This is a genomic window from Aquimarina mycalae (genome assembly GCF_029906345.1).
GTDB lineage: Bacteria > Bacteroidota > Bacteroidia > Flavobacteriales > Flavobacteriaceae > Aquimarina.
Genome location: NZ_JARYGY010000006.1, coordinates 159015 through 172512, shown reverse-complemented (window position 1 = coordinate 172512; position 13498 = coordinate 159015). Strand labels below are relative to the sequence as shown.

Genomic DNA, 13498 nt, shown 5'->3' with positions numbered 1-13498 from the left:
TCATGTCGGAAGTCAAAAATTATAAAGAAGCATTACAACATTCTGTTTTTAATACTATAACCAAAGCGGCAGCAAATCTCCAATTAGAAAGTTATGTAATTGGGGGATTTGTAAGAGATTTCATATTGCAAAGAGGTACTGCCAAGGATATTGACATTGTAGCAATTGGCAGTGGTATCGCCTTAGCAAAAGAAGTTTCAAAATTACTACCTAATAATCCAAAAATTCAAATATTTAAGACTTACGGTACAGCTATGTTAAAAGCTGATGATATCGAAGTAGAGTTTGTAGGTGCCAGAAAAGAATCTTATCAAGAAAATAGTAGAAATCCTATTGTAGAGAACGGAAGCTTACAGGATGATCAAAATCGACGAGATTTTACTATAAATGCGTTAGCTTTGAATCTTTCCAAAGAAAACTTTGGTGACATTCTTGACCCTTTTGATGGATTAGAAGATTTAAGGTCCAAAATTATCCGTACTCCATTAAATCCAGATATCACATACTCTGATGACCCTCTTAGGATGATGCGAGCCATACGTTTTGCTACACAACTGAATTTTAAAATTGAAGAGAAATCGTTAAAAGCTATTACCAAAAACAAAGATCGTATTAAAATCATCACTAAAGAGCGTATTGTTGATGAGTTACATAAAATTTTGCTCAGTGAAAAACCATCTATAGGGTTTTTGCTGTTAGAAAAAACAGGATTATTACCATATATATTGCCCGAATTAGAAGCCTTAAAAGGGATTGATGAAGTAGAGGGTCAGAAACACAAGGATAATTTTTACCATACCTTAGAAGTAGTTGATAATATTTCCCAAAATACAGATGACTTATGGTTGCGCTGGGCAGCTTTATTACATGATATCGGAAAAGCTCCTACAAAACGATTCAGTAAAAAAGTAGGATGGACATTTCATGGTCATGAGTTTGTAGGTTCTAAAATGGTATTTAAATTATTTAAGCGCCTTAAAATGCCTTTGAATGACAAAATGAAATTTGTGCAAAAAATGGTATTAATGAGCTCTAGACCTATAGTTATCGCATCTGATGTCACGGATTCTGCAGTTAGAAGATTAGTATTTGATGCTGGTGATTATATCGAGGAGTTAATGACGCTTTGCGAAGCAGACATTACCACAAAAAATCCAAAGCGTTTTAAAAAATATCATAATAATTTTAAGGTAGTTCGCCAGAAAATGGTAGAAGTAGAGGAACGAGATCATATTCGTAATTTTCAACCGCCAGTAAGTGGGGAAGAAATTATGAAAGCCTTTAATATAAAACCTTCGCGCGAAATTGGAATTATAAAAGAAGCAATAAAAGAAGCTATTCTTGAAGGAGAAATATCCAATGAACATGACGAAGCTTTTCAGTTTATGATCAAGAAAGGAGAAGAATTAGGGTTAAAGAATGATTAACATCTAGAATTTATACAATCATCATATGAAAAAATACTTCAGGCCACTTGTAATAGCATCTATTGTCCTTATCTATCTAATTATAATTGCTGGCGCTGTAGTTAGAATGACTGGATCTGGAATGGGATGTCCAGATTGGCCTAAGTGCTTTGGATACTACATCCCTCCTACTGAAGAGGCACAAATTCAATGGAAACCTAATCACGAGTATCAAAAAGGTTTTATCGTTATTTTAAATAAAGAATTAAGAATTGCCACCAACGATTTCACCTCTTCTACGGCATATAATTCTAGTAACTGGGAACCCTACACCAAACACGATTATGCCAAATTTAATGTGTGGCACACTTGGATCGAATATATCAACAGATTAACTACTGTACTTTCTGGAATACCTATTTTATTGATGTTTATTATATCATTATGGTTCTGGAAAGAAAAAAGAAAATTACCATTGCTCGCTGGTTTAACGATAATAGCTATGGGGTTTCAGGCTTGGCTGGGAAAAATTGTGGTAGATTCTAATTTACTTCCACTTAGAATTACTGTCCATATGCTAGTAGCCTTCATTATTCTGGCAATATTGTTATACATACTTTTCTTAACTCGAGAACGGATTACGTCTGTTAGATTCAATACCACATTCAAGAATGTTCTGTTGTTTTCGGCAATTTTTACTTTAATTCAAGTAGCCATAGGAACTCAAGTACGACAACATATTGATGAGCAACTAAAGATTGTGGCTGATTTGGCAAAATCCCAATGGTTAGATCCTCCTACCCTTACGTTCTATATTCATAGATCATTTTCTATTTTGATTGTAGTAATCAATGTATGGCTTCTATGGTATAACAAAAAAATGCAACTTGGCTTATCAAAACTAAATTGGGTCATAGGACTCATAGCCTTAGAAGCTTTAACAGGGATATTGATGTACTATTTTGATTTTCCATTTCTATCACAACCCCTACATTTGGTATTATCATCTTTATTGTTTGGAGTACAGTTTTATATCATACTAGAAGTGTTTAAAAATAAAGTTATTGAAGCTTGAAAATTCAAAATAGTCACAAACAAGTTTGTATCTTTGCCAATCCAAATTAATCAAGAATGATTTACCGCTTCAGAATTATCCTGGATACAGAAGAGGATGTGTTTAGAGATATAGAAATTGAACAAGACGCTACCTTAGAGCAGTTCCACAATGTTATTAACCAATCCTTTGGGTTTGATGGTATGGAAATGGCTTCTTTTTATACCAGTGATGAACAATGGAATCAAGGAGAAGAGATTTCTTTATTTGATATGAGTGATGGCAGCCAACCCGTTAGATTGATGAATGAAACTTCTCTCATTGACGTAGTTCATGAAGCTTCTCCCAGATTAATTTACATTTATGATTTTCTTAGTATGTGGACTTTTTTGGTAGAATTAGCAGAAATCGCAGAGTACGAAAACGGAATGGAGTATCCAAATGTGATGTTCGTGCACGGTCAAATACCTGACAATGCTCCAGATAAAGAATTCAAAGCTGATAATCTAGAAGAAAACGATGAAGAAGACGGCTTTCTAGATCTTGATGATTACGATGAATTAGGATTTGACGAAAACTGGAATTAAATCTAATAAGAATACATTTCAAAAGATCTTTAGTAGCAGTTTCATAACTTTAAAATAAAAACATGATTAACTTATATAGCACCCAAATAGAATCCCTTTCTATCCATAGAATCGGAAATAAAAGTAGAAATGAAAACATATTTCTTTCTGATTCTCCTTATGCGCTGAATGATGAGTTAACAGCTTTATTAAAAGAATATTTCTTTAAATCATTTAGAGAAAAAGAAGAGAATTATTTTCAATTCGTAAACGAGGTTGATGTAGAGTTCAATCCGCTATATAAAATTGTCACTGAAATATTTAATAATCCTGCATCGGCACACGAAAAATCTAAAAGAATTGCTTCTTTGTTGTACGAGCAATCACAACACCCGCATATCAAAAGTGGTGAAGTATATGTTACTTACTTAGAAAACCTTACGATTGACAATGAAAAAGTTGAAGCTGTAGGGATTTTTAAATCAGAATTAAAATATGATTTCCTTCAGTTTGAAGAAAAAGGAACTGATTTAGAATTATTACATCAACAAGGTGTTAGTCTTAACAAACTAGATAAAGGCTGTTTGATTTTTAATCACAAAAAAGAAGAAGGTTATAAAATACTTTCAGTAGATTCTAATCGATATGACACCAAATATTGGTTAGAACATTTTTTAGGAGTAGAAGCCTTTGAAGATGAAAACTTTTATACTAAAAAGTATATGAAGTTCTGTGAAGATTTCTCTAAAGATGTTGTATTGCCAGCAGAAGATAAGAAAGAACAAGTGATGTTTATGAATAGAGCAGTAAATCATTTTGCTAAAAACGATACGTTTGAAGAATCTGCTTTTTTAAACGAAGTAATAGACAATCCTGACTTAATCCCAGAGTTTAAACATTATAAGGTTGAAAAAGCTCCCAAATACCACATTGAAGATCTTACAGAATTCCCTATCGCCAATACTGCAGTATCCGCAGCTAGGAAAAAAATGAAAAACACTATTAATCTAGATACAAATATCCAGATCAAAATGGACTTCATTAATCCTGAATCTGCAGAGAAATTTGTGGAAAAAGGTTGGGACGAAGAAAAACAGATGTATTACTATCTAGTATATTTTAATAAAGAGCAGAAAGATTAATTTCACACTCAATTAGTTCATCACTTTATTTTTTACCTGTTATATCAAAAATAAGATTTGTGTTTACTTCTATTATTGATCCATTAGGATTTATAATAAAATTACTTAAGAAGATTTTTTCTTCATCTGTATTAATTGGTTTTGGTTCTTCTATTAAAGAATCCCCAACCTTTCTATTTTGATAATAAATTAATGGCGATAGTTTAATTATATTATCCTCTATTATGTATGTTCCTGTAGTTTTTATCAAGCGTTCACCATATTGAGCATAGTCTTCATATGTAAATATATTCTCTTTTAAATCTAGCGCTTTGTATCCGTTCGGTTTAGTATGTAAAAAACTTTTGGAAAAATTGGCCCAACGTTTTTTACTCGATACATTATGATAATAAATGATGGGATCTGTTCTTTGAGGATCATTCTTACTATATGTAACTAATAGCGAATCTCCAGTAATTTGAAATTGTCCAGTTTTATGAGCTCTATATTTTGAAATATAAATTACCTCATCAATTTCATATACAAAATTAACTATTTGATCAAAACCCCCTGCTCCAAAACCTGGTAATCTTGGTACAACTAATTTTGATTGAAATACTATAGCTTCAACCTTACCAACTCTTTCAAAAGGGTAAAATTTTGGGAGCTCAAAATTATTCCACATCCAAATACCAGATATCAATAAAAATAAGCCGCCAAAAGCCCAAGGATTTATTTTCATTCATTAACTTTATTTATTGGTGTAAAACATTGGAAAAAAGTTACACTTCTTAGAACGTAAAATTACTTTGGTTATTGATACTTTTGTACCATAATCAACCTTCTAACAACCGCTTCATATTTACATTTTCATAATTTCTTTTTACAAAATCCAATGCGGTTTTCAACACTTCTCCCATGGATTTACTTCTTCTAAACTTTAAGTCTAAAGTAAAATTATAGAGATGTTCTCTTAATTCTTTCAGATTTTCTTCTGTAGAAATAGTATCCTTACACATGCAATCTACAAGGGTCTCATAACGAGACCTAGAGTTCAATATTCGTTTGGCTAGAACCGAACGTTCTTCTTTTTTGTACTGCTCGATAGAACTTGGTTGTAGTTTATGCATTACTACATCCACCATATCAAAATTCTCTTTAAAGAATTGTGGTTGGTAAACTTTTAACTTTCCTTCGAAACATTGTTGATCAAAATCGATGGCTCTGATCTTATATTCTACATGATCAAAATCATGGATTGGAATGATTACATAATTATATGATCTCATATCTCCTAATAAACGCATCTGACAACGCTCATTAAATTTCACAAATTCTTTGGCAATCTGAGATTTTGCCTGATCACTAAGATCTGGCAAAAAATCTTTTATGAATACATCTCCAGGAATACCCGCAATATGCTCTTCAATCAATGTATTTTTATATACTAAAAAGTTAATCCGGTTTGGAGAAAACATATGCTCTAATTCCAATCCATAAATTCGTGAAGCATCTGCTTTTTTTACATAAATATAGGTGTAGTTATCATTCAGGATATTACGAACTCGCACTCTAAACGGTTTTGAATTTCCAAAAGTACAGTAATCAATGGCATCAATATTCAAGAACTCAATTGCATCTTCATTACCATCAGAATGTAATATCGTATATACTTTCTTTAAGCTAGATTCAATTTCTGGTCGCTCATGTTCTTCATAATACACACGTACCCATAACGTATCCTCATCATTACTATCATAGACAACTATAGAACCAGCAAATCTCAGCAAATCATCATAAAACACAGGGATTTTAATTTTTCGATTGCATTCTTTTAAATAAAGATCCAGACTATCATTAATCGGATATGTTGGTTTCTTCTTAGACATTAACTTTTCTTCCATATGCAGCAACTTTCAGATAGCAATTTACAAAAGAAAAAATTCCAAATAACAATATCCAAATATTAAAAACCTGAACGATCTTACTCCAAACACTAACTTTATTGTAACAAAAACCCATACTACTCGTCTAGTTTAATATAACCACCAAAAAAATATACAATTGGAAACCATTCTAACTTTGAAGAATCTTACCAAAAGATTCGGATCTCTAACAGCCGTCAGTGACCTTTCCTTTACTATTAATAAAGGAAACGTATATGGTATTTTAGGGCCTAATGGAAGTGGTAAATCAACCACCTTAGGTATCGTATTAAATGTAGTTAACAAAACCTCAGGAGATTTTACTTGGTTTGATGGCTCTACCTCAACTCATGAAGCACTAAAAAAAGTAGGAGCGATTATCGAGCGCCCTAATTTTTATCCATATATGACAGCTGCACAAAATCTAAAATTGGTTTGTCAGATCAAAGAGGTTCCTACAGATAAAATAGAAGAAAAGTTAGAACTTGTCGGGTTATTAGATCGTAAAGACAGTAAATTCAGAACATTTTCTCTTGGAATGAAACAACGTTTAGCAATTGCGTCTGCATTATTAAATGATCCTGAGATCTTAATTTTAGATGAACCAACAAATGGATTAGATCCACAAGGAATTCATCAAATAAGAGAAATCATCAAAGTAATTGCCGCTAGAGGAACGACCATTCTTCTCGCTTCACATTTACTAGACGAAGTAGAGAAAGTATGTAGTCATGTAGTTATAATTCGTAAAGGAATAAAATTATATTCTGGTCCAGTTGATGAGATGAATGCAAGTCATGGTTTCTTTGAACTCAATAGCAATCAAAACAGTGTGCTGAAAAAATGGTTAACAAATCATAGTACTTTTGGTAATATTAAAGAAGAAGACGATAAACTTATTGCTTTTCTAAATCAAGAATTAGATGCTGAAAGCTTAAATAAGCAACTACAGGAAGCTGGTATTACACTCACGCATCTAGTAAAACGAAAAGAAAGTCTTGAAGAACAGTTCTTACAATTAACCAACAACTTAAACTAAAGCAATGTTACGATTACTCAACATAGAATTTCAAAAATTACGATATAACAAGTCTGCCAAAGTACTAACTATCACGTATTTTGTATTAATCCTGCTCATTTCACTTATAGCATCTTATGAGTTTAGTTTTGGAGGTGTTAATTTTAGATTAGCGGATCAAGGGATTTTTAATTTTCCATATATCTGGCATGTTAACTCTTGGATTGCTGCTTGGTTGAAACTTTTTTTAGCCATTGTCATTGTTTCAATAATGGCCAATGAATATTCTAACAGAACATTAAAACAAAACCTGATAGATGGATTGAGTAAAAAAGAATTTCTAGCTTCTAAGTTTCTCACAGTTATTGTATTTTCATTAATATCTACCATATTTTTGTTTGTGGTTTCTTTGATATTAGGACTTATATTTTCTGATTATAATGAGGTATCAATCATTTTCTCGGATTTAGAATTCATCCTTGCATACTTTGTAAAACTCGTTGGATTTTTCTCTTTCTGTATGTTTTTAGGAATACTTATAAAACGTTCTGCTTTTGCATTAGGATTCTTAATATTCTGGCAACTCATTGAAGGCGCTTTCAGATTATTGTCTGGTTTGATTAAATGGAAATTTGATTCTGATATCATAGACAAATTCATCCCATTTTTACCATTAGACAGTATGTCTAATCTAATTAATGAGCCAATAACTCGATTAAATGTGATCCAATCTGCTGCAAACCAATTAGGAGAAAGTTTTCAGAGAGATTATGCTGTGCACTGGTATGAGATACTAATTGTATTAGTTTGGACCGTTATATTTGTAAGACTTTCATATTATCTTCTTAAAAAGAGAGATTTATAATATATTTGAGCTTTTGAACTCAGCTCATGAAATACATATCGATAATCCTTTTCCTTTTATTAGGTTCTTCAGTATTTGCTCAAGGAGAAGCTAATAATTGGTATTTTGGACAAAATGCAGGAATAAACTTTAGTACAACACCTCCTACTCCTCTTACAGACGGAAGAATAAATACATTGGAAGGATGTACTACAATCTCTGACGCCACTGGAGGTCTTTTATTTTACACAGATGGTTCTACTATTTTTACTAGAAACCATATTATCATGCAAAATGGAACAGATTTAAGAGGAGATACCTCTAGTACTTCATCTGCTTTGATAGTTCCACAACCTAATACTCCAAACATTTATATTGTTTTTACCGTAGATGAACCACATCATTTTAATGCGGATAACGATCCTGGAACGAATGATGGAGATGGAGTTAATGATGGTCTATTATATTCTATAGTAGATATGTCTCTTGATGGAGGAAATGGTGCTGTAATTTCTGGTCAAAAAAATCTTCCATTAATTACATATAATACATCTGATACATTAGAAAGTTTATATAAATGCTCAGAAAAAATAACCGCAGTAAAAAGTGATGATTGTGATTCTTTTTGGGTAATCACTCATTTTTCTGATACTTTTTATGCTTTTAGTGTAGATCAAACTGGAGTAAACACTACTCCTGTAACATCACAGGTAGGTGTAACAGTTCCTGTTTCAGGATATAGACGTAATGCTTTGGGATATCTGAAAGCATCACCTGAAGGAGATAAATTAGCAATTGTACATTTTGGGTTGACAAATGTAACCGCTGGTGATGGTCCAGGTAAAGTTTTATTCTATGATTTTGACAATACCAATGGAACCGTTAGTAATGAAATAGAGCTTTATAATGGAGATGCTCCATATGGAATAGAATTTTCACAAAGTGGTCAACGACTTTATACCACTATTGGTCTAGGAAATGGTGGTTTTGGAGATGGGATATTACTACAATTCGACCTTTCATTACCAGATCCTCAAATTGCAGCTAGCGGAACAAGAATTCTTAATGAGAACGGACAAGACAGTTCATCTTTTAGTGCTGGAGCATTACAATTAGGACCAGATGGTAGAATATATAGAGCGTTATATGATTTTAATGCAAACCAAGGAAACTATCTAGGGGTTATTGAAAATCCAGAAGAATTAGGAACTAATGTTACGTATAATGAACGAGGGCTGCTCGTTAATGTAGATGGTAATAGAGGTTCAAGAATTGGTTTACCTCCTTTCATACAATCTATTTTTGCTCAAACCATTGATATTATTAATGGTAGTGATCCTAATAATGTAAATCTTGTTTTATGTGATGGAGATACTTTTAGGCTAGAATACCTGGATATTCCCACAGCAACCTACACATGGTTTCTGGATGATGTTCTCATTGCGAACACCTCTTTCTTTCTAGATATAACTTCTACAGGAAACTATCGCCTTGAAGTTGATCTTAATGATGGTAGTTGCCCTTTAACTGGTGTTGCTAACGTAACTTTTTTCGAAGTACCTGTATCAAACACTCCTCCAGACGAGCGTATCTGTGATGATAATAATGATGGAATATCTGACCTGGATTTATCGGTATATGATCCTGTAATTATTGGAGCACAAGATCCAAATCAGTTTCAGGTTCGTTATTTTAGATCAATTGCAGATGCTAACGCAGATATGAATGTGTTACCTCAAAATTTCACTACAGAAAACAATCCACAAACTATAGCTGCAAGAATAGAAAATGTCGGAAATATAAACTGTTATGATACAACTAGTTTTCAGATTGAAATTTTCAATACCCCAACTGCTTTTACAACTAATTCGATAGTAGAATGTGATAATGCAGATGATGGTGATGACACCAATGGTATGATCACTTATGACTTATCAATGGCTACTGCGGATATTTATAACGGGCAAAATATTGCAGATTACACTGTGAGTTACCATCCTACATTAATTGATGCTCAAAATAACACAAATGCAATTCCAGACCCCACAAATGCAGTGTTATCAAATACAATAACTGCCATATATGGTAGGATTGAAAATAATATTAATACAGATTGTTTTGACACCATAGAAATCCCTGTTACTATTAACTTACTGCCTGTTGCCAATGCAGTATCCTTATCACAGTGTGATGAATACATGGATCCTAATGATAATATTACCTTATTTAACCTAAATGAAGCTATAGATCAAATTACAGGAGGAGTCGCAGATCGCTCCGTATTGTTTTTTGAAGACCTAGCTTTAGCTAATTTGGGAGTTTCTCCAATTACAGGAATAACTACATATCAAAATACATCTCCAACTCAACAGATTTTTACAAGAGTGATAGATGATCTTACTGGATGCTATAGAATTTCAACCTTAGATCTTATGGTAAGTACTACCAACGCTAGTGATGCTGTGTTAAATTTATGTGATGATGATGGTACTGAAGATGGTTTTAGAGAGTTTGATCTTACCCAAGCTAATGCTCAGGTTCTTCTAGGAATTGCCAGTCCTAATTTATCCGTTGTCTATTACGAAAGTATTGATGATGCTTTAGGTGAAATAAACCCAATAACTACATACACAAATACAACTCCAGGAACTCAAGGACAGGATATTGTATATGCTAGAGTAGAGAATTCTAATAATCAATGTTATGGAATAAATCAAGTAGCTTTATTTGTAAACCCTTTACCAGATATTGAAGAATTAGATGAAGCCTTTTTATGTGAAGGTGCTAATGTAACCATTAATGCTGGACTTCAATCGGGTAACCCTAATGATTTTAACTACCTCTGGTTACCAAATGGAGAAATTACAGAAAACATCGGTGTCACTCAAGAAGGAACATATACTGTGACTGTCACAAATCAATTGACAGGATGTATTAAAGATCGAACTGTCACAGTTACGCTTTCTGCACCTGCTATAATCCAAAGTATTGATATTAGTGATGCTTCAGATAATAATGTGGTTACTATAAATGTTACTGGACCTGGAGATTATGAATTTGCAATTGTTGTTAATGGCAGCAGTATCAGAACATATCAAGATAGTCCTACGTTTACAAATGTTCCTCCTGGATTTCATACGGTATATGTAAGAGACAAAAATGGATGTGGCCCTGAAGCAACAGAAGATATTTCAGTAGTTGGATTTCCCAAATATTTCACCCCTAATGGAGATGGTTTTCATGAAACTTGGAATGTAGGAGGAATATCCTCACAAGTATTAGGTAATTCTATTATTTATATCTTTGATCGAGCTGGTAAACTCATTAAGCAATTGGTGCCATCTGGAAATGGTTGGGATGGAACGTATAACGGTCAATTATTACCATCTAGTGAATATTGGTATCGTGTAGAATTAGGAGATGGAAGATTGTTAACTGGGAGTTTTTCTCTTATTCGATAAACTTTCCCTAAAACTTCCATTCAGTTTTAAAATCTATAGTAGTATTCTGTATCTTTATTCGGAAAAGAAAGAGAATACAATGAAGTTCGAACTTAAGTCAGATTTCAAACCTACAGGAGATCAGCCTGAGGCTATAAAACAGCTTGTGCATGCTATAAATGATGGTGAAAGATATCAAACGCTTTTGGGTGTAACGGGATCAGGAAAAACGTTCACAGCAGCGAATGTAATCACAAAGGTCCAAAAACCTACTTTGGTGCTTGCACATAATAAGACATTGGCAGCACAGTTATATTCTGAGTTTAAACAATTTTTTCCCGAAAATGCGATTGAGTATTTTGTCTCTTATTATGATTACTACCAACCAGAAGCTTATATCCCAACAACTGGAACCTATATAGAAAAGGACTTATCTATTAATGATGAAATTGAAAAGTTGCGATTAAGTGCCACTTCTTCGCTACTTTCTGGACGAAGAGATGTATTAGTAGTAGCCTCTGTTTCTTGTTTATACGGTATCGGAAATCCTGTTGAATTCCAAAAGAATGTAATTTCAATTGAACAAGGGCAATTTGTTTCTAGAACAGCCTTACTACACAAATTAGTGCAAAGTTTATATTCCAGAACCGAAGCAGAATTTAATCACGGTAATTTTAGAATTAAAGGAGATACTGTGGATATTTATCCTAGTTATGCTGATGATGCTTTTAGAGTACATTTTTTTGGTGATGAAATCGAAGAAATTGAAGCTTTTGATGTACAAACCAATGCAATCATTGAAAAATATGATCGACTAAATATCTACCCTGCCAATATGTTTGTTACCTCTCCAGAGGTATTACATGGAGCTATTGATCAAATTGCATTAGATTTAGGAAAACAAGTCGAATATTTTAAAGAAATTGGCAAGCATCTAGAAGCCAAAAGATTACAAGAACGTACTAATTTTGATTTAGAAATGATCAAAGAATTAGGGTATTGTTCTGGAATTGAGAATTACTCTCGTTATCTTGATGGCAGAGAACCTGGAACAAGACCTTTCTGTTTATTGGATTATTTCCCAGATGATTATCTAATGATTGTTGACGAAAGTCATGTAACCATTCCTCAGACACATGCGATGTATGGAGGTGATCGTTCCAGAAAAGAAAATCTGGTAGAATATGGTTTCAGACTTCCTGCAGCGATGGATAATAGGCCATTAAAGTTTGAAGAGTTTGAAGCACTTCAAAATCAAATAATTTATATCAGCGCCACACCTGCTGATTATGAGTTACAAAAAAGTGAAGGGACATATGTAGAACAGATCATTCGGCCAACTGGATTACTAGATCCTGTAATAGAAGTACGTCCAAGTCTTAATCAGATTGATGACTTGATAGAAGAAATCCAGAAACGTATCGAAAAAGATGAAAGGATTCTGGTCACTACTTTAACCAAAAGAATGGCAGAAGAACTGACCAAATATCTTACTAGAATCGATATTCGATGTAGATATATTCATAGTGATGTTGATACGCTAGAACGTGTAGAAATTATGCAAGATTTGCGAAAGGGGCTTTTCGATGTATTGATCGGTGTAAATTTACTTCGTGAAGGATTAGATCTTCCAGAAGTATCCCTTGTTGCTATTCTGGATGCTGATAAAGAAGGTTTTTTACGTAATAACCGATCCCTTACTCAAACTATCGGGAGAGCAGCAAGAAATGTAAATGGTTTAGCAATAATGTATGCTGATAAAATAACTAAAAGCATGCAATTGACTATTGATCAAACCAATTATAGACGCGAAAAACAAATTGCATATAATACAAAACATGGAATTACACCTACAGCGATCAAAAAATCTCTGGACAATGCCTTAGCGGGAAAAAAAGTAGAACCTTATCAGTTTGAAACGGCACCTTCGCTTCAGGCAGCAGAAGAAGAAACGGCATATTACACTAAAGATCAACTAGAAACCCGAATCCGAAATGTACGGAAGGAAATGGAAAAAGCAGCTAAAGAATTAGACTTTATTACTGCTGCACGGTTACGTGATGAAATTAAGATGTTACAAGCTAAAGTTCAGGATCAGAAAGTATAAAACACTAAACGCTCATT

The 13498-nt window shown here is 33.2% G+C and carries 10 protein-coding genes; 8 read left to right on the top strand and 2 right to left on the bottom strand.

The window, feature by feature from the left end; genetic code table 11:
- The first annotated feature begins 2 nt into the window (after positions 1-2).
- The 4 genes from QBK95_RS15285 to QBK95_RS15270 all read left to right on the top strand — a co-directional run bounded on the left by QBK95_RS15285 (position 3) and on the right by QBK95_RS15270 (position 4168).
- Positions 3-1427 (top strand): CCA tRNA nucleotidyltransferase, encoded by a 1425-nt coding sequence (locus tag QBK95_RS15285; protein WP_280935338.1) that lies wholly within the window; start codon positions 3-5, stop codon positions 1425-1427.
- A 25-nt stretch (positions 1428-1452) separates the two neighbouring features.
- Positions 1453-2481, top strand: a complete 1029-nt coding sequence (locus QBK95_RS15280; RefSeq protein WP_280935337.1) for a COX15/CtaA family protein — start codon at positions 1453-1455, stop codon at positions 2479-2481.
- A 56-nt stretch (positions 2482-2537) separates the two neighbouring features.
- Positions 2538-3047, top strand: coding sequence for an IS1096 element passenger TnpR family protein (locus QBK95_RS15275; protein WP_280935334.1), 510 nt, complete (start codon positions 2538-2540; stop codon positions 3045-3047).
- 62 nt (positions 3048-3109) lie between these two features.
- Complete coding sequence (locus tag QBK95_RS15270) at positions 3110-4168, top strand: nucleoid-associated protein (protein ID WP_280935333.1); 1059 nt, start codon at positions 3110-3112, stop codon at positions 4166-4168.
- A gap of 25 nt (positions 4169-4193) precedes the next feature.
- Here the strand turns inward: QBK95_RS15270 and QBK95_RS15265 are convergent, their stop codons facing one another.
- On the bottom strand, positions 4194-4889 hold the full coding sequence (locus QBK95_RS15265; protein ID WP_280935331.1) for a hypothetical protein: 696 nt from the start codon (positions 4887-4889) through the stop codon (positions 4194-4196).
- Between the two features lie 94 nt (positions 4890-4983).
- Positions 4984-6051: a hypothetical protein gene (locus tag QBK95_RS15260; protein ID WP_280935329.1), complete on the bottom strand. Its 1068-nt coding sequence runs from the start codon at positions 6049-6051 to the stop codon at positions 4984-4986.
- Positions 6052-6211: 160 nt separating this feature from the next.
- Between QBK95_RS15260 and QBK95_RS15255 the strand changes: the two genes are divergently transcribed.
- The 4 genes from QBK95_RS15255 to uvrB all read left to right on the top strand — a co-directional run bounded on the left by QBK95_RS15255 (position 6212) and on the right by uvrB (position 13481).
- Positions 6212-7111: an ABC transporter ATP-binding protein gene (locus QBK95_RS15255; protein ID WP_280935327.1), complete on the top strand. Its 900-nt coding sequence runs from the start codon at positions 6212-6214 to the stop codon at positions 7109-7111.
- 4 nt (positions 7112-7115) lie between these two features.
- Positions 7116-7955 carry an ABC transporter permease gene (locus QBK95_RS15250; protein ID WP_280935325.1) on the top strand — a complete coding sequence of 280 codons (840 nt, stop codon included), beginning with the start codon at positions 7116-7118 and terminating at the stop codon, positions 7953-7955.
- A 26-nt stretch (positions 7956-7981) separates the two neighbouring features.
- Positions 7982-11395: a T9SS type B sorting domain-containing protein gene (locus QBK95_RS15245; RefSeq protein ID WP_280935323.1), complete on the top strand. Its 3414-nt coding sequence runs from the start codon at positions 7982-7984 to the stop codon at positions 11393-11395.
- Positions 11396-11474: 79 nt separating this feature from the next.
- On the top strand, positions 11475-13481 hold the full coding sequence (gene uvrB / locus QBK95_RS15240) for an excinuclease ABC subunit UvrB (protein WP_280935321.1): 2007 nt from the start codon (positions 11475-11477) through the stop codon (positions 13479-13481).
- Positions 13482-13498: the final 17 nt, after the last annotated feature.

Excerpts from the sequence above, each read along its gene's own strand:
- QBK95_RS15285 (WP_280935338.1), top strand. The coding sequence starts at position 3 with ATGTCGGAAGTCAAAAATTATAAAGAAGCATTACAACATTCTGTTTTT.
- QBK95_RS15280 (WP_280935337.1), top strand. The coding sequence starts at position 1,453 with ATGAAAAAATACTTCAGGCCACTTGTAATAGCATCTATTGTCCTTATC.
- QBK95_RS15275 (WP_280935334.1), top strand. The coding sequence starts at position 2,538 with ATGATTTACCGCTTCAGAATTATCCTGGATACAGAAGAGGATGTGTTT.
- QBK95_RS15270 (WP_280935333.1), top strand. The coding sequence starts at position 3,110 with ATGATTAACTTATATAGCACCCAAATAGAATCCCTTTCTATCCATAGA.
- QBK95_RS15265 (WP_280935331.1), bottom strand. The coding sequence starts at position 4,889 with ATGAAAATAAATCCTTGGGCTTTTGGCGGCTTATTTTTATTGATATCT.
- QBK95_RS15260 (WP_280935329.1), bottom strand. The coding sequence starts at position 6,051 with ATGGAAGAAAAGTTAATGTCTAAGAAGAAACCAACATATCCGATTAAT.
- QBK95_RS15250 (WP_280935325.1), top strand. The coding sequence starts at position 7,116 with ATGTTACGATTACTCAACATAGAATTTCAAAAATTACGATATAACAAG.
- QBK95_RS15245 (WP_280935323.1), top strand. The coding sequence starts at position 7,982 with ATGAAATACATATCGATAATCCTTTTCCTTTTATTAGGTTCTTCAGTA.
- uvrB (WP_280935321.1), top strand. The coding sequence starts at position 11,475 with ATGAAGTTCGAACTTAAGTCAGATTTCAAACCTACAGGAGATCAGCCT.